At 35.2% G+C, this 25,082-nt stretch carries 23 protein-coding genes; 18 read left to right on the top strand and 5 right to left on the bottom strand.

Translation table 11 applies throughout. The annotated features are described in order from the left end of the window. Window positions 1–3: 3 nt before the first annotated feature. The gene (gene hisA / locus ACJMLD_RS03740; protein ID WP_405268107.1) at window positions 4–741 is read right to left on the bottom strand and encodes a 1-(5-phosphoribosyl)-5-[(5-phosphoribosylamino)methylideneamino]imidazole-4-carboxamide isomerase; all 738 of its coding nucleotides are present in this window, start codon (window positions 739–741) and stop codon (window positions 4–6) included. 83 nt (window positions 742–824) lie between these two features. Here hisA and ACJMLD_RS03735 point away from each other — a divergent pair, with 83 nt between their 5' ends. The 11 genes from ACJMLD_RS03735 to ACJMLD_RS03685 all read left to right on the top strand — a co-directional run bounded on the left by ACJMLD_RS03735 (window position 825) and on the right by ACJMLD_RS03685 (window position 16,408). Next, window positions 825–1,772, top strand: a complete 948-nt coding sequence (locus ACJMLD_RS03735; protein WP_405268105.1) for a helix-turn-helix domain-containing protein — start codon at window positions 825–827, stop codon at window positions 1,770–1,772. Window positions 1,773–1,991: 219 nt separating this feature from the next. After that, window positions 1,992–3,782, top strand: coding sequence for an ABC transporter ATP-binding protein (locus tag ACJMLD_RS03730; RefSeq protein ID WP_405268103.1), 1,791 nt, complete (start codon window positions 1,992–1,994; stop codon window positions 3,780–3,782). Then, a complete protein-coding gene (locus ACJMLD_RS03725) occupies window positions 3,782–5,527 on the top strand; it encodes an ABC transporter ATP-binding protein (protein WP_405268101.1) in 1,746 nt (581 codons plus the stop codon). Before ACJMLD_RS03730 ends, ACJMLD_RS03725 begins: the two co-directional genes overlap by 1 nt. Window positions 5,528–5,575: 48 nt before the next feature. Next, window positions 5,576–6,157: an MptD family putative ECF transporter S component gene (locus ACJMLD_RS03720; RefSeq protein ID WP_405268099.1), complete on the top strand. Its 582-nt coding sequence runs from the start codon at window positions 5,576–5,578 to the stop codon at window positions 6,155–6,157. 9 nt (window positions 6,158–6,166) lie between these two features. Next, window positions 6,167–6,889, top strand: coding sequence for an energy-coupling factor transporter transmembrane component T (locus ACJMLD_RS03715; protein ID WP_405268098.1), 723 nt, complete (start codon window positions 6,167–6,169; stop codon window positions 6,887–6,889). A 1-nt stretch (window position 6,890) separates the two neighbouring features. Beyond that, entirely contained in the window at window positions 6,891–8,327 is a 1,437-nt protein-coding gene (locus tag ACJMLD_RS03710; protein ID WP_405268096.1) for an ABC transporter ATP-binding protein, read from the top strand. Between the two features lie 90 nt (window positions 8,328–8,417). Then, window positions 8,418–9,122 carry an ABC transporter ATP-binding protein gene (locus tag ACJMLD_RS03705; RefSeq protein ID WP_405268094.1) on the top strand — a complete coding sequence of 235 codons (705 nt, stop codon included), beginning with the start codon at window positions 8,418–8,420 and terminating at the stop codon, window positions 9,120–9,122. 4 nt (window positions 9,123–9,126) lie between these two features. Next, window positions 9,127–11,397: an FtsX-like permease family protein gene (locus ACJMLD_RS03700; RefSeq protein WP_405268092.1), complete on the top strand. Its 2,271-nt coding sequence runs from the start codon at window positions 9,127–9,129 to the stop codon at window positions 11,395–11,397. Continuing rightward, the gene (locus tag ACJMLD_RS03695) at window positions 11,398–13,668 is read left to right on the top strand and encodes an ABC transporter permease (RefSeq protein WP_405268091.1); all 2,271 of its coding nucleotides are present in this window, start codon (window positions 11,398–11,400) and stop codon (window positions 13,666–13,668) included. It abuts the gene before it with no gap. A gap of 78 nt (window positions 13,669–13,746) precedes the next feature. Then, on the top strand, window positions 13,747–13,968 hold the full coding sequence (locus tag ACJMLD_RS03690; RefSeq protein WP_405268089.1) for a hypothetical protein: 222 nt from the start codon (window positions 13,747–13,749) through the stop codon (window positions 13,966–13,968). 181 nt (window positions 13,969–14,149) lie between these two features. Beyond that, window positions 14,150–16,408, top strand: coding sequence for an FtsX-like permease family protein (locus ACJMLD_RS03685; RefSeq protein WP_405268087.1), 2,259 nt, complete (start codon window positions 14,150–14,152; stop codon window positions 16,406–16,408). Window positions 16,409–16,574: 166 nt separating this feature from the next. Here ACJMLD_RS03685 and ACJMLD_RS03680 read toward each other — a convergent pair whose 3' ends face one another. Together ACJMLD_RS03680 and ACJMLD_RS03675 are read right to left on the bottom strand one after the other, a co-directional pair. Further along, the gene (locus tag ACJMLD_RS03680; protein ID WP_405268085.1) at window positions 16,575–16,877 is read right to left on the bottom strand and encodes a hypothetical protein; all 303 of its coding nucleotides are present in this window, start codon (window positions 16,875–16,877) and stop codon (window positions 16,575–16,577) included. Between the two features lie 181 nt (window positions 16,878–17,058). Continuing rightward, window positions 17,059–17,730, bottom strand: coding sequence for a methyltransferase family protein (locus tag ACJMLD_RS03675; protein ID WP_405268083.1), 672 nt, complete (start codon window positions 17,728–17,730; stop codon window positions 17,059–17,061). A 131-nt stretch (window positions 17,731–17,861) separates the two neighbouring features. On the opposite strand from ACJMLD_RS03675, the gene ACJMLD_RS03670 reads away from it, so the two are divergent. The 7 genes from ACJMLD_RS03670 (at window position 17,862) to ACJMLD_RS03640 (ending at window position 24,146) form a co-directional block, all read left to right on the top strand. Next, window positions 17,862–18,347 (top strand): methyltransferase family protein, encoded by a 486-nt coding sequence (locus ACJMLD_RS03670; RefSeq protein WP_405268081.1) that lies wholly within the window; start codon window positions 17,862–17,864, stop codon window positions 18,345–18,347. 10 nt (window positions 18,348–18,357) lie between these two features. Beyond that, window positions 18,358–18,807 carry a hypothetical protein gene (locus ACJMLD_RS03665; RefSeq protein ID WP_405268079.1) on the top strand — a complete coding sequence of 150 codons (450 nt, stop codon included), beginning with the start codon at window positions 18,358–18,360 and terminating at the stop codon, window positions 18,805–18,807. Between the two features lie 9 nt (window positions 18,808–18,816). Continuing rightward, window positions 18,817–19,281: a DUF2124 family protein gene (locus tag ACJMLD_RS03660; RefSeq protein WP_405268078.1), complete on the top strand. Its 465-nt coding sequence runs from the start codon at window positions 18,817–18,819 to the stop codon at window positions 19,279–19,281. 20 nt (window positions 19,282–19,301) lie between these two features. Beyond that, the gene (locus ACJMLD_RS03655; protein WP_405268076.1) at window positions 19,302–19,748 is read left to right on the top strand and encodes a hypothetical protein; all 447 of its coding nucleotides are present in this window, start codon (window positions 19,302–19,304) and stop codon (window positions 19,746–19,748) included. 96 nt (window positions 19,749–19,844) lie between these two features. Then, window positions 19,845–20,225, top strand: a complete 381-nt coding sequence (locus ACJMLD_RS03650) for an ArsR/SmtB family transcription factor (protein WP_405268074.1) — start codon at window positions 19,845–19,847, stop codon at window positions 20,223–20,225. A gap of 18 nt (window positions 20,226–20,243) precedes the next feature. Continuing rightward, a complete protein-coding gene (locus ACJMLD_RS03645; protein ID WP_405268072.1) occupies window positions 20,244–22,640 on the top strand; it encodes a heavy metal translocating P-type ATPase in 2,397 nt (798 codons plus the stop codon). Window positions 22,641–22,775: 135 nt separating this feature from the next. Continuing rightward, entirely contained in the window at window positions 22,776–24,146 is a 1,371-nt protein-coding gene (locus ACJMLD_RS03640; RefSeq protein WP_405268070.1) for an MATE family efflux transporter, read from the top strand. On the opposite strand, the gene ACJMLD_RS03635 is transcribed toward ACJMLD_RS03640, so the two are convergent. Beyond that, window positions 24,143–24,757: an ABC transporter ATP-binding protein gene (locus tag ACJMLD_RS03635; protein ID WP_405268068.1), complete on the bottom strand. Its 615-nt coding sequence runs from the start codon at window positions 24,755–24,757 to the stop codon at window positions 24,143–24,145. The genes ACJMLD_RS03640 and ACJMLD_RS03635 overlap by 4 nt on opposite strands. Further along, on the bottom strand, window positions 24,747–25,082 hold a 336-nt coding region (locus ACJMLD_RS03630; protein WP_405268066.1), incomplete at its 5' end, for an oligopeptide/dipeptide ABC transporter ATP-binding protein. The genes ACJMLD_RS03630 and ACJMLD_RS03635, both read right to left, overlap by 11 nt.

Below are 25,082 nucleotides of genomic sequence, written 5' to 3'. Positions count from 1 at the left end.
CAATTACCTCTTTTGGTATTTTAAAGCTTCAGTCAAATCAATTTTATCTTTATAAAGTGCAGAACCTATTACAATTCCTTCCACACCGCTTTCATTTAATTTTTTAATGTCATCCATTGTTGTAATTCCGCCTGAATAAACAATAGGCAAATCAACAGATTTTTTTAGCTCTTCTACAGGTTCTGTGTAAAATCCGCCTAAAAGCCCTTCCACATCAACATTTGTAAATAGGATGCTTCCTGCACCATGCTCTTTAAACTCTTGTGAGATTTCAGTAGGGCTTTTGTCAATTTTTTCCTGCCATCCCTTGATGACTACTTTGTTGTCTTTGCTGTCAAGTGAAATCATTATTCTCTCAGAACCATATTCATCGGAAAGTTGTGTAATTGTCTCAGGATGTTGAATTCCCATTGTTCCGATTATTAACCTTTCAATGTCCAAATCAAGAAGTTCTTTAGCATATTCAACACTTCTTATTCCGCCACCAAGTTGAATTGGGACGCTTACTTCGTTTAATATCTTTTTGATAATATCAAAGCTAGCAACACCATTTATAGTTCCATCCAAATCAATGACATGGATATTTTTGGCCCCTAAATCTTCCCAATGCTTTGCAACAAGTTCTGGATTTTCTATTTCAACCATTTCACTTCCAGGTTCGCCTTGAACAAGCTGAACGCATTTTCCGTTCTTGATGTCAACTGCAGGCATTATTAACATTTCATCTTTTTTAAATGACATTTGGATTTTTTCCTGTAATATTTTATTATAATATAACTTTTGTTTTGAAATGTTTTATATGTATTGATTGTATAATGATAATTATGAATGAAGAACTCTACGGATTATTTGATGTAATTTTGCAATCTGATTTTTCAATCAAACAGCAGGATAATAAAACAATAATCGAGTTAGGTGAAAACTCAGAATATGGCAGAATGGAAACTTACTCATTATTTCCTGGAATCGTCCTTGCTTATATGAATATGGATATTGAAAACATGGATGAAGTCTTCATTGAGGAAAAGATCGATTCTAGGCTACTTGAAATCAACCACAGTTCCCGAGGCAGATATGCTTATACTGTAGGCAATGACAAGATAATTTATTTTGGACATGGGGATTTATGCATAAGCATCTATGATTTGACAAAAACATTATCCGAGTTTCCTTTAGGTTATTATGAAGGATTGGAGATTTTCATTGATGTTGATGTGGCTAATGACTATATCAAGAATTATATTGACTTTGATTTAATCGAATTTTATGAAACTTTAGAGAAAGATAAGGGTTTTGTATTGGTGCGGGCTAATGAAAGAATCGACCATGTAATCGGCGAGCTGTATAGTGTTGATGAAAGGATTAGGGAGTCTTATTGCAAATTGAAATGCCTAGAGTTGATATTGTTTTTCTCAATTACTAATTTTTCAAGGGATGAATCTGTTTCTCTTTCTAAAAAGCAAGTTGAAATGATTGAGAATGTCAAAAAGGATTTGATTAAAGATTTGGATAGCAGAATTACCATTGACCAACTTGCAGACAAATACGGTGTAAGCAAAACAACATTGAAGAACTGCTTTAAAGAGGTTTATGGAAAACCAATTTTCAAGTGGAGAAAAGAATACAAACTTGATTGCGCTTGCAGGTTAATCAAAAAAGATGAACATTCCATCAGCGAAATTTCAAAAATGATGGGCTATTCATCACCATCCAAATTTAGTCAGGCTTTTAAGGAGTATGTTGGCTGTTCTCCTTCAGAGTACAAAAAATAATTTTGTCTTTTTGGTATATTTTTTGTCTTTTTAGTTCAATTATATTTATATACTAATTTTAATCATAGTTTATAATGAAAAATGGTTTATTTAATTAATTTTTTTAAAAATACTTTAAATTAGTTCTTTATTTGTTTTTTAGAATATTTTTAGTGTTTTGTCTTTTTAGACTATTTTAAATTTTTAGGTAAACCTAAATTAAATTATAAGGAGTTTATCATGTCAAATACTCAAAGTAAGAACAAATTTATAAGATTACTCAATTATTCTGGTAATTACAAATATTTAACAATATTAGGAATGATTTTATCAGCTTTAAGTGCGATTTGCTTATTGATTCCATTTATTTATATCTGGGATGTCGTCAATGCCCTTCTGGCCGTTGCCCCGGACTTTGCAAAGGCACAGAACCTGGATACTTATGCATTCAACGCTTTTGCTTTTGCAGTATTGGGAATTGCTTTAAACTTTTTTGGTTTGATGGGCACTCACTTATCAGCTTTTAAAAATGAGAAGAATATGAAAGATGCAGCTTTGAATCATTTGCTGACATTGCCTCTCGGTTATTTTTCAACCCACACCAGCGGAGGCTTAAGGAAAGTAATTGATTTCAGTACCTCTAAAACCGAAGGCTTTTTAGCCCATAATCTGTTTGATTTGGTAGGGGCAATAGTCACACCAATTGCATTTTTAATACTATTGTTCAGTTTTGATTGGAGGCTTGGATTGGTATGCCTTATCCCAATTATATTGTGCTTCATATTCATGTATCCGATGTTTTCTAAAGATTCACAAAACATTATGGAACAGTATCAGATGTATTTGGAAAAGATGAATGGGGAAGCTGTCGAATATGTGAGAGGAATTCCGGTTACAAAAGCATTCCAGCAAACTGTATATTCCTTTAAAAACTTCATTGATGCAATCAAGAACTATGGAAAATTCTCTGCTAACTACTCTTTGTCAACACAACTTCCGATGACTGCATTTGTAGTGTCCATTAACGGATTTTTTGCATTGCTGATTCCGGCGGGCATACTGCTTGCAGGAGCTCTTGTTGACGCTAAATTTTTAGCCAACTTCATGTTCTATGTCATTTTCACACCGGTATGTGCCGTAATGATGAATAAGATCATGACTGTTTCACAGGATTGGATGCTTGCAAGCTATGCATTGGATGGTATTGAGGCCATCTTAAATGAAAAGCCGTTAGTTGAGGCGACAAATCCTCAAAAGCCTAAAAACCATTCAATCGAGTTTGAAGGAGTATTCTTTGATTATGAAAAGACAGATTCAGAAGAACACATACTCAATGATGTTAATCTTAAAATTAATGAGAACGATTCTGTTGCGTTGGTTGGACCATCCGGTGGAGGAAAAACCACAATAGCATCTTTGATTCCAAGATTCTGGGATGTGGATAGAGGTTCAATCAAGGTTGGTGAAGTGGATGTAAGGGACATATCAACTACTGACTTGATGGAGAACATTTCCTTTGTATTCCAAAATACAAGATTGTTTAAGGATTCTATCTATAATAATGTGGCTATTGGTAAAAGGGGTGCTTCAAGACAGGATGTATTAAATGCATTAAGCCTTGCCCAATGTGATGATATCATTGATGAGTTGCCGGATGGAATTGATACAGTGATTGGAACAGAAGGAACTTACCTTTCAGGAGGCCAGCAACAGAGAATTGCTCTTGCAAGGGCAATTTTAAAGGATGCTCCAATTATCATTTTGGATGAGGCAACAGCATTGGCAGATCCTGAAAATGAATATATGATTCAAAAGGCAATCTCCGAGATTACAAAAGATAAAACAGTTATTATGATTGCTCACAGGTTATCTACGGTCAAAAATGTAGATAAAATCTATGTTGTTGACAACGGAAGAATCGTTGAAGAGGGAAATCACGATACTCTAGTTGAAAGCAACGGTCTTTATTCAAAGATGTGGGATGAATTTAACCAGTCCATTCAATGGAAAGTTAAAAGTGAGGTGATATAATGTTATCAGAGTTCTTTACTGAAAGATTTGGCTTAACAAAGGAAGGTTCCGATAATTTGATTAAAGGAATTCTCTACACTGCACTTCAAAACATTTCATTCATGCTTCCTGTTGGATTATATGCATTATTGCTTTATATCTGGGTCGGTCCATTAATGGGTGGAAAAATAGTCGAGCCCAATTTGGGGATGTTCATTGTCGGAATTTTGATAGTGCTTGGAATAATATTCGCATTCTCATGGAAGCAGTACCATTTTGTTTTTAACACAACCTATGTTGAAAGCGAAAACAGAAGAATAAACTTAGGCGAAAATTTAAGGAAATTGCCTCTTTCATTTTTTGAAAGAAGGGATTTGGCCGATTTGACAGCGACAATAATGAATGATTGCACTGATTTGGAACATGTGTTTTCACATGCCGTTCCGCAATTGCTCGGTTCAATTTTGTCACTAATTTTAGTGGCAATCGGTCTGTTGATGTTTGACTGGAGACTGGCAATAGCATTGTTATGGGTTGTTCCGGTGGCATTCATTATTTTGTACATTTCAAAAAAGATGATTTATAGAGGTAGTGAAATCGTAACAGCAGATTTGCTTGAATGCGGAGACTCAATGCAGGAATGTTTAGATTCAATCCGTGATTTGAAATCATATAATTATGAAAACGACTACTTATCTAAATTGACTGGCATTACCAGCAGAATAGAAAAATCAAGAATCAAATCTGAATTGATGGCATCAGCCGGTGTGATTACAGGGAGGGTGGTCCTAAATCTGGGAATAGTTTCCGTAATAGTTATCGGTTCAAATTTAATCATCAATAATCAAGTATCAATCTATACTCTTTTAATATTCCTGATTGCTTCTGCAACCGTTTATGCACCAGTTGAAAACGGTTTAACCTTCTTGGCCGAGATATTGATGATGGACATTAAAATCGAAAGAACAAAAGAGATTGAAAAGCTTGTCATCGAGGGCGGGCTTAAGGAATATTCACTTGAGGGTTATGATATCGAATTCAATAATGTCAGCTTCAACTACGACGATTTGAAAGATGTCTTGTCTGATATCAATTTCACCGCAAAACAGGGCGAGGTAACCGCACTTGTCGGACCTTCCGGAGGAGGAAAATCTACAGTTTCAAAGCTTGCGGCAAGATTTTGGGATCCTGTTTCAGGTGAAGTTTCACTTGGAGGCCAGAACTTAGCAGAATTGGATTCAGAAAAGCTTCTTGAAAACTTTTCAATCGTATTCCAGGATGTGATTTTGTTCAATGACACAATCATGGAGAATATCCGTGTTGGAAAGAAAGGTGCAAGTGATGAAGAGGTAATGGAAGCGGCACGTCTTGCAGAATGTGAAGAATTCGTTCAGAAGCTGCCGGACGGATACAATACAGTCATTGGTGAAAATGGTGAGATGTTGTCTGGTGGTCAAAGACAGAGGATTTCAATCGCAAGAGCCCTGCTTAAGGACGCTAATGTTATTCTTCTGGATGAGGCTACTTCATTTTTGGATGTTGAAAACGAATCTAAAATCCAAAAGGCCATTTCAACATTGATTAAAAACAAAACCGTGATAATTATCGCTCACAGAATGCGTACAATCGCAAATGTGGATAAGATCGTTGTTTTGGATGAAGGTAGAATTGTTGAGCAAGGTTCACCTGACGAATTGTTGGCTCAAAATGGACTATTTAAGAAAATGGTCGATTTGCAAAATTTAAGTGGAGCATGGGAAATCTAATTTTTCCCATATTTATTTTTATCAAATAGAAAATTAGGAGAAAAAATTATGAGTGAAAGATTAAACGTAAAAGATTTGATTACTGTAGGTATTTTCTCAGTGATTATAATTATATTGGTGTTTGCCTTTGGAATGTTGGGCTATATCCCAATATTGATGTTGGCACTTCCAATTATTGCAGCTTTGATATGCGGAATTCCATATATGTTGTTCTTGACCAGAGTTACTAAATTCGGAATGGTCACATTAATGGGTTTGATTCTGGGCATAGTGATGTTTTTAAGTGGCCACACTTGGGTTCCTATAGTGGTATTTACCTTATTTGCATTCATTGCAGATTGCATATTAAAAATGGGCAATTATTCCTCCATTAAAAATTCAATTATCAGTCATGGTGTTTTCATTTTAGGTATTATGGGTAATATGTTGCCGTTTTTCATTTTGAAAGATTATTTTATGGAAGCTATGAGGGCATCAATGGGAAACGATTATGTGAATATCATTGCACCGTTCCTCAACTATGAAGTTTTAATTGTATTGTTCATTTTGACATTCCTAGTTGGAATAGCAAGTGCATATATTGGCAAAATCGTATTGAGAAAACACTTTGAAAAGGCAGGAATTGCTTAAGGTGATCTTGTGGAATTAAAACTAAATAATAACTCTGGGTTAAATGTAGACCCAAGAACAAAAATCATTCTCCTTGTGATTATAAGTTTCATGGTTTTTAACGAAGCTCCCTTGTATATCACTGGCATTTTAGTTTTAATTCCATTTTTTTGTTTATTTTTTTCAGATTATAAGAAAGCAGCATTGGTTTATCTAATCTTATATTTGATATCGATTTATATTCAAATCTATTTGCTTCCAACATCTACAGGCATCTCAGCTATTCTGCTGATAACTTTCAGCTATACCTCAACCAGAATGCTGCCAATTCTTATGATGGGATATTACACAGTATCTACAACAAAAGTCAGCGAATTTATAGCTTCAATGGAGAAAAGTAGTGTTCCAAAAGAAATTATTATACCTCTATCCGTAATTTTTAGATATATCCCCTCTGTTTATGAAGAAATAAGGTTGATAACAGATGCAATGAAAATGAGAGGTTTTGGTTTTACTGTAAAATCCTTCAGAAATCCTTTAAAACTTATTGAATTTTATATGATTCCCATTCTAATCAGCGCTGTTAAAACTGCAGACGAACTGTCGGCGGCTTCCCTTACAAGAGGACTCAGCAATCCTAAAAAAAGAACTCATTTAGTTTCAGTTCAATTCTCCACGATAGACTATTTATTGATTGCAATTGCAATTATTGGATTTATAATATTTGCATGTTATTTTATAGGAGGTCATTAATATGTTAAAGGTTGATAATGTTTCATTTTCATATAAAGATGATGTTAATTTGGAAGATATTAATTTAAACATTAAAGATGGTGAAGTTATTTTACTTTGCGGACAGTCAGGCTGTGGGAAAACTACTTTAACCCGCTTTTTTAATGGCCTTATTCCGAATTTTTTCGATGGAAAAAGACAAGGAAAAGTCTACTTGAATAATGATCCGATTAGTGAAATGCCAATATATGAAATATCCGAACATATGGGTTCTGTTTTTCAGAATCCTAAAACACAGTTTTTCAATGTTGATACTACATCCGAATTGGTTTTCGGATGTGAAAATTTGGGAATTGAAAGAAGCGAAATTGAAAAAAGATTAGAGACAGTAGTAGATGATTTTGATTTAGATAATCTATTGGATAAAAGCATATTTAAGTTGTCAGGCGGTGAAAAGCAAAAAATAGCCTGCGCATCTGTTTCTGCAGTTTATCCGGAGATATTGATTTTGGATGAACCGTCCTCTAATCTGGATTCACAGTCAACCTGGCGTCTGGAGGAAATAATTAAAAAATGGAAATCACAAGGAAAGACAGTTATCATTGCAGAGCATAAGCTATTCTTTTTAAGTGAAGTCGCTGATAGAGTAATTTTTATAGAAGATGGCAAAATCGCCAATGAATGGGCAATTGAGGATTTTAAAAATATAAATCATAGAAATTTAGGGTTGCGGCAATTAAATTTGGATAATCTAACTGCAAAGCATAAAGATTATTATTCTAATTGCGATGAATTTTTAGAATTTAAAAATTTCAAATTCAAATATAAAAAGACACCTGTATTGGATATGGATGATTTTAAAGTGCCTAAAAATGAGATAATTGCAATTATTGGGAACAACGGTGCTGGAAAATCAACTTTTGCCAATTGTCTATGCGGTCTTAAAAGGTCATTTAAAGGTGAACTTATTTTTGAGGGCATCCCTCTGAAAAGAAAAGACAGATTGAAGAAATCATATATGGTTATGCAAGATGTAAATCATCAGCTATTCACTGAAAGTGTTCTTGATGAGGTTTTATTGAGCATGGATGAGGAGAATATGGAACTTGCCGAATCAATATTGGACAATTTAAATTTAATTCATCTAAAAGATACTCATCCAATGGCGTTATCAGGTGGCGAAAAACAAAGGGTGGCTATTGCATCAGCCATTGCTTCCAAAAAAGAAATTTTGATTTTTGATGAACCGACAAGCGGGCTTGATTTGAAAAATATGATGAAGGTAAGTGAAAACTTGAGATATCTTCAAAGCTTAGGCATCACTTCCTTTATAATAACTCATGATTTTGAACTAATTATGGAAGTATGCTCCCATGTTTTGCATTTTGATGATGGGAAATTAATTGATAACTATAAGATTGATGAAGAAAAACTGAAAAGGTTTTTTTTAAATAAATAATTTTTTTATTTTTTAGGCATACCTAAATTTTAAATACTTGAATTAATATATCATTAAAAAGATAATATAATTTATAAGAAGGCAATATTAATGAGTACAATAATCGAATTTAAAAATGTTGACAAGGTTTATAAATCTGGAGATCACATTTTAAAAGCTATGGATAATGTCAATTTTACAATAGATGAAGGAGAGTTTGTTGTAATCCTCGGGCCGTCCGGTGCAGGCAAATCAACACTTCTAAACCTTCTGGGAGGTCTTGATACAGTTACCTCCGGTGAAATTATTGTAAAAGGCAATCATGTTGAAAAGTTCTCAGATAATCAGCTTACAAGCTACAGGGCAAAGAATGTAGGATTCATTTTCCAGTTTTATAACTTAATTCCAAACTTGACAGCTCTTGAAAATGTTGAGCTAATGAAAGACATTGTAGATGTGAATATCAATGGATTGGATGTTCTTGACTCGGTCGGACTAAAAGACCATGCCAGCCAGTTTCCGGCACAATTGTCTGGTGGGGAACAGCAAAGGGTATCCATTGCAAGGGCAGTAGCCAAGCAGCCTACAATGCTTTTATGTGATGAGCCAACAGGAGCTCTAGACTCAAAAACCGGTGTCTTAATCTTAAATTTGCTTCAGGATATGAGCAATAACAAGAATACAACCGTTGTTATTGTTACACACAACGCAATTTTGGCTGAAGCGGCCGATAAGGTAATTAGGATTAAAAACGGCCAGATAGAAAGTATTGCTATAAATGATAATCCAAAGAAGGTCACTGATTTAGAATGGTGAGCATATGCTTTTCAAAAAGATGTTGAGAGACATCAGAAAGCATAAAACACAATTTCTATCTATTTTTTTAATGGCATTTTTAGGTGTTTTCGTATTTTCTGGTGTTGGCGGAGAATCAGTAGGCCTTGAAGCAAATATAAATGATTTTTACAATGATACTAACTTGGCCGATGGTTGGATTTATTCAGCAAACTTGAATGATCTTTTTCTATATCAGGTGGATTGTCTAGGTGCAACCACTCAAATGGAAAGGCAGCTGGTGGTGGATTCGGTTGCGGACTTTTCGAATGACCCTGAAATCACACTCCATTTTGTTGAGAATAACACGATATCAAAATTCTATCCACTTGAAGGAGAAGAATTGGATATTAAAGATGAAGATGGAGTATGGCTGGACAAAAGTTTTGCCGATGCAAAAGGGCTTAAAGTTGGAGATAATATCACTTTCGAATTTGAAGGATTTGAAATCGAAAAGGAAATCAAAGGATTAGGATATTCGCCGGAGTATGTCTATCATGCGTCCACTTCCTCCGTAATTCCTGATTTCAGCAAAATTGGTTTTGCCTATATGTCATATAAGGCATTTCCGAATGATGTTGTTCCATATAATGTTTTAAACGTAAAATTTGACGGCACTCCTGAAAACTACAATGACTTATTGTCATATAGGTTAGACGGTTATTATAATTCGTTTGTTGAAAGGTCAGAGCATACGAGCGTTAGCCAATTTTCCGAAGAGATGGACCAACACAAAATGATGGCCGATATTTTCCCGGTTGTATTTATCTTAATTTCAATGTTGATTCTTTTGACTACAATGACAAGGATTATCACACATCAAAGAACACAAATCGGTATCTTAAAGGCCAGCGGATTTAAGGACAGGTCAATAATCTTCCACTATGTATCATATGGGTTCTGGCTAGTTCTAATCGGCTCTATTTTGGGCTTGATTTTAGGGCCGATGACATTGCCCCAATTGTTTTACCCATCCATGAGCGCTACATATAAAATGCCTTCATGGCAGCCGGCATGGAGCATGAACTTTGTTTATGTTGCCGCTTTGATGGTTATGCTGTCCGTTTTGGTCTCATATTATGCTGTAAAAAGCATTTCCAATGAAAAGCCTGCAGATACAATAAGGCCAAAAGTGCCTAAGGTTTCATCATCTGGGTTTGTTGAAAAATTGAGCATCTGGAAACGTTTATCATTCAATGTCCGTTGGAACTGGCGTGATGCCAAAAGGAATAAGTTCAGGGCATTAATGACAATTATAGGTGTAATCGGATGCAGTGCACTTTTAATCTGTGCATTTGGAATGTATGATGGTATGAACGATTTAAAGGAATGGGAGTTTAATCAGATAAATCATTATGATTCCAAACTGGTCGTTGATGATGAAGCGACAGTCTCTGAGATAGATGATGTTGCAGATGATGTCAACGGTGACAAATTGATGGAATCAGCCATTGAGATTGAGGCGGGTTCGGTGAAAAAATCAGGTTCGCTGTTGGTCTTGAATCACACGGATTTGGTTACCCCGACAGACTATGACTGGAATAAGATCAAAATTGATGATGATGAGGTTTCAATTTCACAAAAGATGGCGGACATGTTGGGTGTTGATGTTGGGGATACTGTCAAATGGCATATAATGGGCTCAGACAAATGGGTCAAAACAAAAATTGACAAGATTCATGCTGATCCTACTTCCCAAGGATTTATAATGTCTGCAGATAAACTAGAAGACCTGGATTTAAATTACACTCCAACAAGCATTGTAACAACAGAGCATGTGGATAAGAATTATTCAGCTATCAAATCTACCAGCTCTATAAAGGACATGACTTCCAGTTGGGATGAGCTTACCGAAGCGATGTGGCTATTGATATACATACTGATATTCTTTGCATCACTTTTAGCGGTTGTAGTGTTGTATAATCTAGGTTTGCTCTCATTTACCGAAATAGAACGTGAAATTGCGACATTAAAGGTTTTAGGATTTAAGACCAGTGCATTGAGAAAGCTATTGCTAACACAGAACTTATGGTTTACAGCTATAGGGTTCCTGTTAGGTCTTCCCGTAGGTTATCTGATATTGAAAATAATGTGGGAATCTTCTGGAGATTCATTTTACATTTTGCCTTCAATATCTCTTTCAAACTTCCTCTTGACTGCAGTAATAACATTCACATTATCAATTCTTGTAAACCTGATGTTTTCACGAAAGATTAAAAAGTTAGACATGGTCGAATCTCTTAAAAGTGGTGAGTAAATGTTAGCTAAAAAGATGATTAGAGACATTAAAAATCATAAAATTCAATTCATATCCATATTCCTAATGGCCTTTTTAGGTGTTTATGTATTTGTGGGATTTGGGGCTGAATCATTTGGCCTTGAAAAAACTGCAGATGTTTACTACACTGAAAATAATTTGGCTGACGGTTGGATTTATGCAGATAACATTGATGATGATTTTATTGATAAGGTCAATAATCTGAGTCCAACAAAGGATTCGGAAAAGCAATTGGTATTAAACTCGATTGCAGATTTTAAGAATGACCCCGATATCACTCTGCATTTCCTGAATGATGATGACATTTCAAAATTTTATTTAAGCAAAGGTGAAAACTTCAATTTAAGCGATGAAGATGGGGTATGGTTGGACAAAAGATTTGCGGATGCCAAAGGGTTAGATATTGGAGAAAATATTACCTTCAAATTCAATGGAATTTCCTTGAAAAAGGAGATTAAAGGGATAGGATATTCTCCGGAATATGTCTATGAGACATCCGACACTTCAATGGTTCCTGATTATAGTAAAATGGGCTTTGCCTACATGTCATATAAGGCATTCCCATTGGATAATGTTCCATACAATGTTTTGTTGGTCAAATTTGATGGAAATGCAACCAGTTATGGGAATTTATTAGATGATGAATTGGATGGTGATTACTCTTCATTTGTTGATCGTACAATGCATCCGAGCTTTTCAGAATTCCAAAGCGAAACCAATCAGCATAAGATGATGACAGACACAATTCCATTAATCTTCATAATCATTGCAATGTTGACATTATTAACAACAATGACAAGGATAATCTCTAATCAAAGAACACAGATTGGTATCCTGAAGGCATTGGGTTTTAAGGACCGTACAATAATGTTTCATTATATCTCATATGGATTCTGGATGGTTTTGGCCGGAAGCGTTCTGGGCTTTATTTTAGGGCCTTTGACGATACCCCCATTCATGTTTGAGGACTTCGGAATGTTGTATAGCATTCCAAAATGGTATTCAGGATTCGATATTAGCTTTGTAATTGCAACTATAGGAATAATTGCTTTGGCTCTTCTCGTATCTTATTTTGCTTGCAGAAGCATTGCAAAAGAGAGTCCTTCTCAAGCCATTAAGCCAAAAATCCCAAAATTTTCAAGAAATGGTTTATTTGAAAACTCCAGGATATGGGATAAACTGTCTTTCAATACACGTTGGAATTATCGTGATGCAAAAAGGAATAAATTCAGGGCACTGATGAGCATAGTCGGTGTTTTAGGATGTACAATTATTATCATCTCATCATTTGGCGCCATGGACAGCTTTGATGAGATGAAGGAGTGGACCTATGAGGACATTAATCATTATTCCTCAAAACTAGTATTGGATAATGATACCGAAACCTCACAAATCAACTATATAGTTGATGAAGTGGCTGGCGAGAGAATAATGGAGGATTCGATTGAAATTAAGGCATGTGATGTTAAGAAATCGGGCATTTTAACTGTCACTGATGACAATAAGCTGTACACTCCGACAGATGATAATAAGGATCCTGTTGTAATCGGTGATGATGAGATATTGATTTCCCAAAAGATGGCTGACTTATTGGGTGTTGAAGTCGGAGACACCATCAAATGGCATACAATGGGTTCGGACAAATGGATAAGTTCCAAAATCGATAAGATTTATGCAGACCCTACATCTCAGGGAATGATAATGTCTAAAGACAAATTCGAAGACTTTGATTTGGATTATAATCCGACAAGCATCATATCTTCCCAAAATGTTGACGAGAATTATACTGGTGTCAAAACAATCCTTTCAATCGATTCGCTAACCGAAAGCTGGGATGAGATTATGGAATTGTCAATGACTATCGTTTATCTTTTGGTCATATTTGCATCATTGCTTTCAGTCATTGTGCTATATAACTTAGGATTATTGTCATATACTGAAATCAAACGGGAATTGGCTACCTTAAAGGTTTTAGGTTTCAAAACAAGAAAGTTGAGAAGATTGCTGTTAACCCAAAATTTATGGTTTACAACAATTGGATTTGTCATCGGCGTTCCATTGGGTCGTGAAATCTTGCAGTACATGTTTGGAACTATGGGCGATTCATTCTATATGCCGGTCAATCTTTCTCCTAAAACATTAGTTGCAACATTTCTAATAACTTATGTCGTTTCCGTTTTGGTTAATCTGATGTTTTCAGGAAAACTTAAGAAACTTGACATGGTTGAATCTTTAAAGGATTTGGAATAGGTTTACACCTATTCACACTTTTTTGGTGACAAAATCTTTAAAAGCATATAGTTTCAACTTATAATTGAAGGTGATATTATGGTTGAAGTTACCTCTGAGTCAAAATACATGGATCTTTTGAATACTTATCCTTTGCTTAAAAGAGATTTGGTCAGAAAAAACTGGAAATTTGAATTTTTAGTTACTCCTATGGGCAAAATTTCCCTATGGGAAGCTAGTCTGGCTGAAGTTAGCAAAAAAGCTGAGATGAGTGTTGAAGAAACGGTTTCTTTGTTTAGTGAGTTAATTAACTCATATTAATCTTATTTTTTTACCAATTGATGTATACCATAATCTTAAATTGGGTTGCATCAACTCAAAGCATAATGTTAATGTAAATGATGGTTAAATATTTTTAATTAAAATTGTTTTAACCTAATTTGGTTATCCATTTCATCAATTTAAATAGGTTTTTTATATTCCATTTTTCTAATATATTATCATGCCATTATCTAAAAAAATGCTGAGAGATATAAAAGTCAATAAGACACAGTTCATTGCAATATTTCTAATGGCATTTTTAGGCATTTTCGCTTACTGTGGAATATATGGTGAATATTACGGGCTTGAACAAACGTCAAATGAATTTTACACTGATACTAATTTGGCCGATGGATGGATTTACAATACTGATTTTGATGACACTTCGGTTGACAAAATAAATGAATATGCAGACCAGTCAGATAGGCAATCAGTTGTTCAGTCAGTAGCGGACATTGAAAACAAACCAGATATTACGCTGCACTTTGTTGAAAAGGGAACGATTTCCAAGTTTTATACAACTGAAGGTAAGGATTTTAATCCTAAAGATGATTCTGGAGTTTGGTTAGACAAAAGATTTGCGGATGCAAGGGATTTCAGTATTGGAGATAAGATCACGTTTGAATTTGATGGTCATAAAATCACTAAAACAATCAAAGGCATAGGATATTCACCAGAATACATCTATGAATCATCTCCATCTTCATTAACTCCGGATTTTTCACAGATTGGATTCGCTCACCTTTCAAGCAAGGCATATCCTGATGATTTGGAATATAATCGGTTGCTAGTTAAATATAACCAATCCGACAGTGATTTTAAAGAGAAATTGGACAAGTCAATTGACTATCTGTCATTCACCAAAAAAGAGGATCAGCTCAGCGTTGCCAAATTTGCAGACGAAATGGCGCAGCACAAGATGATGGGTGATGTTTTCCCGGTTGTATTCATTTTAGTTACTTTTCTAACACTTCTGACAACAATGACAAGGATTGTTGCACATCAACGCACTCAAATTGGGATTTTAAAGGCAGTCGGTTTTAAGGACAATACAATCATCCTGCATTATCTGTCATATGCATTTTGGCCTGTTTTGGCTGGTGCCGTTTTAGGTTTGATTACAGGACCTATGATAATTCCTCAGATGTTTTATCCGACAATGGCTAGAAGTTATAGTATGCCAAGCTGGCATCCCGGTTTTGATATGAGTTTTGTATATATTGCTGTATTGCTGGTGGTTTCATCTGTCATTGTTACTTATATCTCCTGTAGAAGAATTTCAAAGGAGAATCCTGCAAACACTTTAAGGCCAAAAGCTCCAAATCTTTCTTCAAAAAGTTTGATTGAAAAATCAAGGATTTGGAATCATTTGAGCTTCAATCTCCGTTGGAACTGGAGGGATGCAAGAAGAAATAAATTTAGGGCATTCATGGCAATAGTGGGAGTTATGGCTTGTGTCGCGTTGTTGATTGCTGCATTTGGTATGAATGACAGTATGAAAGAGTTGAAAACATGGGAATATGACAATATTAGCCATTATGAATCTAAATTGCTGCTTTCAAGTGAAGCTAATCCGATGGAATTATATTACATTTTAAACGAAACTAATGGTAGTTTTATCATGCAGCAGTCGATTGAGATTAAGGCAAATGATATGGAGGACACGGTGCTGCTATTGGTTTCAAACAACACAGATTTGATATCGTATACAGACAGCAATAAGGACCCACTGGATATTGATGAAGGTGATGTTTCAATCTCCACTAAACTTGCCGAAACATTTAATTTAAGCATCGGCGATAAGATAAGATGGCATATAGTTGGAAGCGACGAGTGGGTAACTTCAAAGATAGGTCAGATTCATGCTGAACCGGTTTCACAAGGTTTGATAATGTCTCCAGATACCTTAGAGAATCAGGGTTTGAATTTCACACCGACCAATATATTAACTAAAGAAAAATTCGGCGAAAACTTTGATTCAATCAAATCCGTTACAAGCCTAGATAAAATGAAAAAAAGCTGGGATACAGTAACCCAGGCAGTTATGATGATGGTTTATGTAGTTACAGTTGTTGCAGTTGCACTTGCTATTTTAGTTTTATATAATCTTGGAATTCTATCATTTACAGAAATGGAGCGGGAAATTGCAACTTTAAAGGTTTTGGGATTTGAAACAAATCTTTTAAGAAAATTGCTATTGACACAGAATGTAATTTTCACAGCTATTGGATTTATTTTAGGAATTCCGCTAGGATTTTACTTCATGACATTGATGATGAATGCTGCGGGGGATTCCCTTTATTATGTTCCATCCTTAACTTGGGGAAATATCCTGTTGACCGCTTTTATAACATTTACAATATCAATTGGCGTTAATTTATTGTTTTCAGATAAAATTAGTGATTTGAATATGGTTGAAGCACTTAAAGATGTTGAATAAGGCTTTTTTTAAATTTTAATTTGATGTTCCACAGAAATGTTCCTAATTTGTGTTAAGCAAAATTAGTTGCTGGGAGTATTTAAAATCTTTGTAATGCTTGAGATGATTTTCTAAATTAAAAGAAAAAAAGTGATATTGTAAATCACTTTTAGTTTAAGTTAAAATTTCAGAATTTAAATATATTGGACCAGTTTATTTTAGTTTTAGCTTTAAAAACGGCTTGGTCATAGGTTTCTTTTTCTTCGTATTGACTTTTCAATAATGTTTCTTTAATTTCATAGTCCATACTTGTGCTTTTAATTTTTTCTATGAAACCGTCATCTTGTTTTTGCTCTACAATTTGATTTAAAGCTTCTTCTTGGACTTCAAAAAGAAGTTCAATGGCTTGACCAACACTGATATCCTTAGATTCCAAAATTTTGATTTTTTCCATTTGTTCAGGTGTAAATTCGATTTCCATTTTTGGCATAATTTAGCCTCCAATAATGATTCTTGTTTAATTATATTCTCGTATTAATTTAAATTATTTTCTAAATTTTTGGATATGTTGCCTTAATTATAGCACATCAGTTTTTTTGGTCAATTTCCCGCATACATTTTAAAAATATATTGGCTCCTGTCTAAGTAGTGTTTGTTTTAAAGACTGAAAATCACCATATGTAAGGAATAATCTTATATTTTACTTTTTCTTTATATTCCCTATAACCTTCCAATTCGTTTTCCAAAACTTTTTCTTCATTTTTTATTCTAAAGAAAATAATTATCGGATAAATTAGCATGATGATAAATGAAAAAAGGGAATCCAGGATTAAAGGCATCGATAAGAATAAAAAGATTGTAGAGGTATACATTGGATGTCTGACAAGCCCATACAGGCCACTGTCAACTACTTTCTGATTTTCACTTACTTCGACCGTTCGTGAAAGATATGCATTTTCCCTTAATACTTCGGCATACATGACATAGCTTAACAGAAAGATTATGGAAGCCAGTATAATCACTATTTGTGGAAGCTTAAACCATTCAAATCTAAAATTCAGCCCGGCTATAATAAATGCTAAAAAGAACATTATTCCGCTAATTAAAATCACGATTTTCTGCTCGTTTTCCTCCTCTTTGGCATTCAATCTTCTTTTTAAAAGATCAGGGGATGTAATAAACATAATAATGCCGGCAACAAACATTGGAATAAACAATAATGCTATGAACAGCCAACCGTTAGAATAATTTAAAGTCCCTGCAGGTATAAACAGCAGCAGGCTGATGATTATTAATCCTAAAATGAATTTGGTTAAGGCTTGAGAAAATAATTTTATATCCATCAAATCACTAAAATTTTATTTATTCAAATTCTTTAAAATATTATTCTGTTCCTAACAGCTGTTGTTTTAAACACTTATCATACTACTTTTTATATAACTTATTTTAAATTAACTTCATAGAAGGTGATAACATGATAAGGGATATCATCGGATATGTACTTGGATTGGTTATTTTTATAATAGGAATTCCTTTTGTAATGTATTTGGCTTCAGGAAGTCCTGATTTAGTACAAATCAGTTTAATCCAATGGTTTTTATTGATTTTATTAGCCATTATCGGAATTGGATTAAGCATCTGGTCAATAGTTTATATGAAAAATGTGGGGAAGGGCAATCCTTTTGATGCATTCAATCATGAGGTTGCACCCAGAACCAGCTCTTTGATGACTGATGGACCTTATGGGATTTGTCGCAACCCTATGCTTTTAGGAGTATTTATTTACCATATTGGTGTTTTGATTGCTCTTTTATCCTTTGGCGCTTTATTGGTTTTCATAATTGAAGTTTTAATAATGAATGTTCAAGTTAAAAAGGAAGAGCAACGTCTGAAAATGGATTTTGGAAAACAATATGAAGATTATATGAAAAGAGTCAACAGATTCATGCCAAATGTTTAAGGTGATTGGAATGGACAGAAAAATAATACTTGCAATTGCAATCGCGATTGTTGCCATTTTAGGAATTTTTTTAGTATACGCCAGCGAAGATTCTTCAGTGAATGTAAATAACGTAACCTTAAATGTGTCCTCTGAAGGACCTGTAAACCTTTCTGTGTTAACTGATGAGATTAGAACTCATGAATATTACAAAGGTTATGATAATGAAACATTGCAGTGGATGGAGTCTTTAGGAAATAAGCAGGTATGGCTTTCCAATGGCGAAATTGTAATCATGGACGATGTATCTGATTCAAATAAAATCCCATCCGCTTATGTTTGTGATGCCTCTTTTTATGAGATTTTTTCATGCAATGTTTTGGAAAATCGTTCCCTCGGAAATGTTGAGCATCCTAAGGATGTTCTGCTGGTAAATAATGTAGAATATATTGGAGAGTACGTATATTATTGGCAAGTTTAAGGTGATTATATGGAAAATGTTTTGGATTGGAAAGGAATTAATGGACAACTTGTAACATTTAAAAAAGAAGTTGGAGATGCAGAAAAGATTACTTTTGTTGGATCTCCAGGAGTATGCACTCCATTTGCTGAGTTATTGGCTTATACAGTAAGGGACAAAGAAACCCATTTCATCCCATTGTTGGATATAGATGACTGTCATCAGTTCGAATCCAAACCTTATGGTATGGTTCTTAATGATGAAGTTTCAAACCCTAATGGCTCTGATGTAGTCGTCTTGTTGGGCGGTTTGTCAATGCCAAAATATGATGTTGATACTGAAGAAGTAAAAGCTTTAGTTGCAGATATCCTAAAAGAAGATGGGCAGTTAATTGGTGTTTGTTTCATGGACATGTTTGCCAAGGCAGGCTGGTTGGAGAAAATAGATTTCGATTGTGTTATTGACGGAACATTAACTGGTGTGGTTAAAAAATAATATCTAAAGAGGTTTTTAAAATGAATAATAAAAGTATTATTACAATGGTAATTCTACTTTTAGCTATTTTATCATTGGTTCTGGTTTATTCTTTTGCCGGAACTGATGATTCGACCAAAACACCAATTACTGTATCTTCAGAAGGCCCATTTCCATTATCAGATTTAATAAATGATATTAAAACCAAAGATTATTATGAAGGCTATGACAATGAAACTTTGGCCTGGATGGAATCTTTAGGGAATAAAAAGGTCTTCGTTGCTGATGATGCGTTTGTAGTGATGAACAGTTGGGATGCAAGAAAAATTCCTTCAGTATATGTATGTGATGCATATATTGAAGAGTTTATAGAATGTGATGTCCTGGAAAATCATTCTATAGGGGATGTGAAGTATCCTAGAGATGTTTTGCTGGTTAAAAATGTTGAGTACCTTGGCCAAGAAACTCATGACCTTCAAGGTAGTTAATTTTATTTTTTTTAAAATAACATATCACAATATCATGATATGAAAACATTTAAATACATAAATGTATTATAATATTTATTATAAATAATATATGTGATGGGAATGAAAGATAGTAATCTTGATGGAAAAAATGATGATATGTGTGAAGTATTCGATGCTCATGAAGATGCTGTAAACCGTGTTAAGGAGCGTATGCCTTCAGAGGAAGAATATCTTAACCTATCAGAATTCTTTAAAATCTTTAGCAATCCAACAAGATTAAAGATTATCTCTCTACTTACTGTAGATGATTTATGTGTTTGCGATATTTGTGAGGCTCTTGATTTAAACCAGACTACTGTTTCAAATCAATTGAGAATATTACGTGCAAATAATATTGTCAAATATCAAAAAGAAGGTAAGATGGCTAGATATTCTCTAACTGACCTTCATATTGAAATGATTTATAAAGTAGGCTTAGAACATATATTAGAATAAGTTTAATCAGGTGATAACATGATTGAAAATAGATGTTATGATTCTGATTGTGCAGATGATAACTGTCGCAATCCAGAACATTACAATTATATCTGTTTTGATCCGGAATGTGAAGATACTCACTGTGAAAATCCAGAACACTATGATAAACAATTATTAAGAGATTATCAAGAAAAAACTGATTTAAGCGTATATGACCATAGAGAAGAAATAGACTATGATGAAGATGTAGATATAAATCTTTGTGCTTGTCCTGATTGTGCAGATGATCATGATCATGACCACCACCATCATGAGCATGAGCATCATCATGGCCACGAGCATGAGCATTCTCATGAAGACCATCATGACCATGAGCATGAGCATCATCATGATCACGACCATGACCACCATGGACATAATCATAGTCATGATGATGATGTCGAATTTAGCCTTTGCGCTTGCCCTGATTGTGCGGATGATGACCACGACCATGGACATGACCATGGACATGACCATGCTCACGGAGATGGGGATTTATTTGCTGAAGGAAAACCGTTCTGGGCAAACAGGCCGGTGCAAATAATTCTTGCGAGCGGTTTACTATTTGTTTTAGGACATGTTTTTGAATGGATGTCATTCAGCCCTACTGTTGTAACTGTTACATATATGGTAGGTGCTATTATTGCAGGTTATGAGATAGCTATTTTGGCTTATAAGTCATTGGTTAACAGGCATACCATCGGTCCTGCAATGTTGGTATGTATTGCTTGTGTAGCTTCCTTCATTATTGGGCATCCTGAAGAGGGTGCAGCAGTAACCTTCCTTTACTATATTGCGGAATTCTTAGAGGATCTTGCAGAAGAAAGGGCGAAACGTTCAATCAAATCATTGGTTGAAATCGCACCGGATACCGCAAGAGTTAAGGTAGGGGATAAAGAAGAGATTAAGAATGTTGATGAAGTTGATGTTGGCGACATTGTCATTGTAAAACCTGGAGACAAGGTTCCTTTGGATGGTGAGGTGATTGTAGGTTCTTCATCAATCAACCAAGCTTCAATCACTGGTGAAAGTGTTCCAGTCCTAAAAGAAGTTGGTGACGATGTATTTTCAGGAACTGTTAATGAAGATGGATATTTAGAAATTAAAGTAACTAAAGCCGCTAAGGATTCAGTTATCTCAAAAATCGTAACCTTGGTTAAAAGGTCTCAACTTAACCGTTCAGAAACCGAGACCTTGGTTGAAAGGGTAGCTAAATATTATACTCCAGTCATGATGATTGGCGCATTATGTGTTGCATTCATCCCTCCATTGTTATGGGGTCAGAATCTGGTTGATTGGGTTTATAAGGCTCTTTCCCTTTTGGTAATTTCATGCCCATGTGCATTTTTGATTTCAACACCTGTCGGAATGGTGTCTGCTATCACTTCAGCTACCAGAAACGGTGTTATCATCAAGGGAAGTACCTATGTTGAGGAAATGCGTAATGTCAAAGCGGTCATCTTTGACAAGACTGGTACTTTAACAGAAGGAAAACTGGTGTTGAGTGATGTCGGAGTCTTTGATGAAAGCTACTCAGAAGAGGATATCGTTAAAATTGCAGCATCTTTGGAGAATCAATCCTCTCACCCGATTGCCAAGGCCATTGTTGACTATGCGGATGAGCATAACATCATATTCGATACAATCGACGAGTTTAAGAATGTTCCGGGTAAAGGAATCGTGGCCAACATTAACGGCGAGCAGTTCTATGCCGCAAATGAGGCTCTAATTGAAGGAAGCGCATTCGACGTTTCAAAAGATGAAATCAACAGCTACTCCGGCGAAGGCAAGACCATTATATTTGTCGGAAATGCCGAGAAGGTTTTAGGTATCATCACAGTATCCGATAAAATCAGAGACAACGCTTCTGAAGTAATTGCCGATTTGAAAAATCAAGGCGTACAGACCATTATGCTTACAGGAGACAACAAGCTTGCCGCAAAAAGTGTTGCTGATAAAATAGGAATCGATTATGTATACTCTAATCTGATGCCTGAAGACAAGCTTAACATCCTCGATACAATCAGAAACAAATTCGGTGATGTTGCTATGGTCGGTGACGGAATCAACGATGCGCCGGCTCTGGCACGTTCAAACATTGGTATTGCAATGGGTGCTGCGGGTTCTGACGTTGCTATTGAAACAGCAGATGTTGCACTGATGCAGGATGACATATCCAAACTACCATACCTATTTGCTTTAAGCAATAAGACAATGAGCATTATCAAACAGAACATTACTATTGCTATTTTAGTGAAATTATTGTGTGTAGTCCTTGCGATTATGGGAATCATCACATTGATGATGTCTGTCGGTTTCGGTGATTTGGGATTGACCATATTCGTTATATTGAACGCATTTAGAATTGGAATGGTGAAAGATCCACTATTCTAATCTTTTTTTCTTTTTTTTTAATCGAATTATTTCCAAATTGAAAAATACTTGTTTTGAGTTATTTGAAAAATTCGAACAACTGAATAACTTAATAAATACTTACTTTTATATTTGAAAAAATTTTAATATTAACTTATGTCAGCAAATGATTCATCAAATAGTGTAGACATAATGCTTCAAAATCCCAAAAAAGCATTAATTAAAATGTCAATACCTTTGATTGTTTCATTGCTTATAACTAGCTTTTACAATCTGATTGATGCTGCTTGGGTGTCAGGACTTGGTGCTGATGCACTTGCAGGCGTCGGATTTTTCACGCCCATATTCATGATTCTGGTCGGTTTTGGAAATGGTTTGGGTTCAGGCACCGCTTTTGCGCTGTCAAAGTATCTTGGCGAAAACAACAAACAAAAGGCGGAAAACGCATCTGTCCATTCCATAATTCTTGATATTATAATTTCATTAATTCTGACAATTGTCCTATTGATATTCCTAAATCCGATTCTAAATGCGATGGGTGCCGGTCAAACCATAGGATATGCTACCGATTATGGTGTGATAATACTTTTGGGTTCAATTTTTATCATATTCTCCAATGCATTATTTGGCATTTTTAGAGGCGAGGGGGATACTACCAGGTCAATGTATGCCATGGTTGCATCATCTATCCTGAACATGGTTCTGGACCCGATTTTCATCTATACCTTAAATTTGGGAGTCAAAGGGGCGGCAATTGCGACAATAATATCATCAATATTTGTAATTATAATGTTGATGTACTGGTTTTATATAAAAAAGGACACTTACTTAAGGCCTATTTGGAATAATTTCAACTTTAAAAGGGATATATCAATGGATATTGTTAGAGTGGGCATTCCTGCAAGCATTCAGCTTTTGAACAATGCATTTTTTGCAGCGGTTTTCTCAGCATTGCTCGCCTATGTCGGGTCAACAGATTCTGTTGCAGTATACTCAACAGGCTGGAGAGTTGTAGTGATTGGAACAACTCCTCTTTTGGCTATCGGAACGGCATTAATCAGTGTCATTGCAGCTAATTACGGTGCTAAAAGCTATAAGAACATCCAAATCGCTCATAGGTATGCAATGAAAGTGTCAATAGTCATTGCAATCCTTGTAGCTGTTCTTACTAATGTATTTGCAGGAGATATCGCTTCAATATTTGCATCATCTGGAAGCAGTGCAAGAATAGCTCCTGAGCTTACCAGTTTTCTTGCTTGGATTGTAATCTACTATCCGACAATGGCAGTTGGAGTATCATCAACTTATGTTTTCCAGGGTATAGGTAAAGGCATAACCGCAATGTTTCAGACAATAATGAGGGAAACTGGCTTTACAATATTCTTTGCAGTTATTTTAAGTGTTGTTTTAGGTTATGGCGTATGGGGTGCTTGGATGGGTATCGTTTTAGGCGAGGTTGTTTCAAACAATATTACGATGGTCTGGGCAGATTGGCAAATAAAAAAATTAATGAATATTAATGGTTAGACACCATTAATATCTTTTAAATAGATTACTTCATCACAGATTGTCTCAACGAGAGGCATGTCGTGGCTTACGATTAACATTCCCATATTCCTTTTTTTCACGATGTCAATGACTGATGTTAGGATTTGCACTTGTGTGATTGCGTCAAGCATTGTGGTCATTTCATCAGCAATGATGAACTGTGTTTTAGGGTTGAGAGCTCTTAGAACGGAAAACCTTTGGAGTTCCCCTCCGGATAGCTCTTGTGGGAATCTGGTAAGCCAGCTTTTTTGAATACCAAAGTCTTCTAAAAGGGCATCGTCAGGCATCCAGGATTCTTCCAGAACTGTTGACATCTTCCATTTTGGATTCATTACCTTTTCGGGGTGTTGGTAAATCAATTGCACCGGACAAAACTCCTTTAAAGGCAATTCTTTTCCATCTAATGTGACGTTGCCTTCAAATTTTTGTATATATCCTGAAAGTATTTTACACAATGTGGATTTCCCGCTACCACTATCTCCGACTAAACCAGTGATTTTTGTGTTGTCCAGCTGTATGTCAATATCCTTTAAGATATATTCTTTGGCTGAAGGGTATTTAAATGAAATGTTGCTTCCTTTAAGTTCCATCTTCTATGCCTCCTTCGTATTTAAAACACCTGACTTTTTTCTTTCCTAGGTCGATAAGTTCAGGCCTTTCATCCTTACATCTGTCAAATCGCATGTCGCATCTGTCATAGTATGGGCATCCTGTTGGGATTTCTCCGTGTAGTGGTTGGTGTCCTTTGGTTAGTTCGAATCCGTTTGCCGGCAGTGCTTTGTATAGTGCTTTTGTGTAAGGGTGTAGGAGGTTTTCTCCGTCGCCTGAGAAGTCTTCTTTGAGTGCGATTTCGATTACGTATCCTGAGTAGAAGATTCCGATTCTGTCTGCCACTTCGAGTGCTGCGTGGATGTC

This window comes from Methanobrevibacter sp., assembly GCF_045112895.1.
GTDB lineage: Archaea > Methanobacteriota > Methanobacteria > Methanobacteriales > Methanobacteriaceae > Methanocatella.
Note: the sequence above shows the minus strand (reverse complement) of the source record. Positions and strands in the feature narration are given on the sequence as shown.

What these genes read in the sequence shown, in the direction of transcription:
- hisA (WP_405268107.1), bottom strand. Translation starts at nt 741, where the DNA reads ATGTCATTTAAAAAAGATGAAATGTTAATAATGCCTGCAGTTGACATC.
- ACJMLD_RS03735 (WP_405268105.1), top strand. Translation starts at nt 825, where the DNA reads ATGAATGAAGAACTCTACGGATTATTTGATGTAATTTTGCAATCTGAT.
- ACJMLD_RS03730 (WP_405268103.1), top strand. Translation starts at nt 1,992, where the DNA reads ATGTCAAATACTCAAAGTAAGAACAAATTTATAAGATTACTCAATTAT.
- ACJMLD_RS03725 (WP_405268101.1), top strand. Translation starts at nt 3,782, where the DNA reads ATGTTATCAGAGTTCTTTACTGAAAGATTTGGCTTAACAAAGGAAGGT.
- ACJMLD_RS03720 (WP_405268099.1), top strand. Translation starts at nt 5,576, where the DNA reads ATGAGTGAAAGATTAAACGTAAAAGATTTGATTACTGTAGGTATTTTC.
- ACJMLD_RS03710 (WP_405268096.1), top strand. Translation starts at nt 6,891, where the DNA reads ATGTTAAAGGTTGATAATGTTTCATTTTCATATAAAGATGATGTTAAT.
- ACJMLD_RS03705 (WP_405268094.1), top strand. Translation starts at nt 8,418, where the DNA reads ATGAGTACAATAATCGAATTTAAAAATGTTGACAAGGTTTATAAATCT.
- ACJMLD_RS03700 (WP_405268092.1), top strand. Translation starts at nt 9,127, where the DNA reads ATGCTTTTCAAAAAGATGTTGAGAGACATCAGAAAGCATAAAACACAA.
- ACJMLD_RS03695 (WP_405268091.1), top strand. Translation starts at nt 11,398, where the DNA reads ATGTTAGCTAAAAAGATGATTAGAGACATTAAAAATCATAAAATTCAA.
- ACJMLD_RS03690 (WP_405268089.1), top strand. Translation starts at nt 13,747, where the DNA reads ATGGTTGAAGTTACCTCTGAGTCAAAATACATGGATCTTTTGAATACT.
- ACJMLD_RS03685 (WP_405268087.1), top strand. Translation starts at nt 14,150, where the DNA reads ATGCCATTATCTAAAAAAATGCTGAGAGATATAAAAGTCAATAAGACA.
- ACJMLD_RS03680 (WP_405268085.1), bottom strand. Translation starts at nt 16,877, where the DNA reads ATGCCAAAAATGGAAATCGAATTTACACCTGAACAAATGGAAAAAATC.
- ACJMLD_RS03675 (WP_405268083.1), bottom strand. Translation starts at nt 17,730, where the DNA reads ATGGATATAAAATTATTTTCTCAAGCCTTAACCAAATTCATTTTAGGA.
- ACJMLD_RS03670 (WP_405268081.1), top strand. Translation starts at nt 17,862, where the DNA reads ATGATAAGGGATATCATCGGATATGTACTTGGATTGGTTATTTTTATA.
- ACJMLD_RS03665 (WP_405268079.1), top strand. Translation starts at nt 18,358, where the DNA reads ATGGACAGAAAAATAATACTTGCAATTGCAATCGCGATTGTTGCCATT.
- ACJMLD_RS03660 (WP_405268078.1), top strand. Translation starts at nt 18,817, where the DNA reads ATGGAAAATGTTTTGGATTGGAAAGGAATTAATGGACAACTTGTAACA.
- ACJMLD_RS03655 (WP_405268076.1), top strand. Translation starts at nt 19,302, where the DNA reads ATGAATAATAAAAGTATTATTACAATGGTAATTCTACTTTTAGCTATT.
- ACJMLD_RS03650 (WP_405268074.1), top strand. Translation starts at nt 19,845, where the DNA reads ATGGGAATGAAAGATAGTAATCTTGATGGAAAAAATGATGATATGTGT.
- ACJMLD_RS03645 (WP_405268072.1), top strand. Translation starts at nt 20,244, where the DNA reads ATGATTGAAAATAGATGTTATGATTCTGATTGTGCAGATGATAACTGT.
- ACJMLD_RS03640 (WP_405268070.1), top strand. Translation starts at nt 22,776, where the DNA reads ATGTCAGCAAATGATTCATCAAATAGTGTAGACATAATGCTTCAAAAT.
- ACJMLD_RS03635 (WP_405268068.1), bottom strand. Translation starts at nt 24,757, where the DNA reads ATGGAACTTAAAGGAAGCAACATTTCATTTAAATACCCTTCAGCCAAA.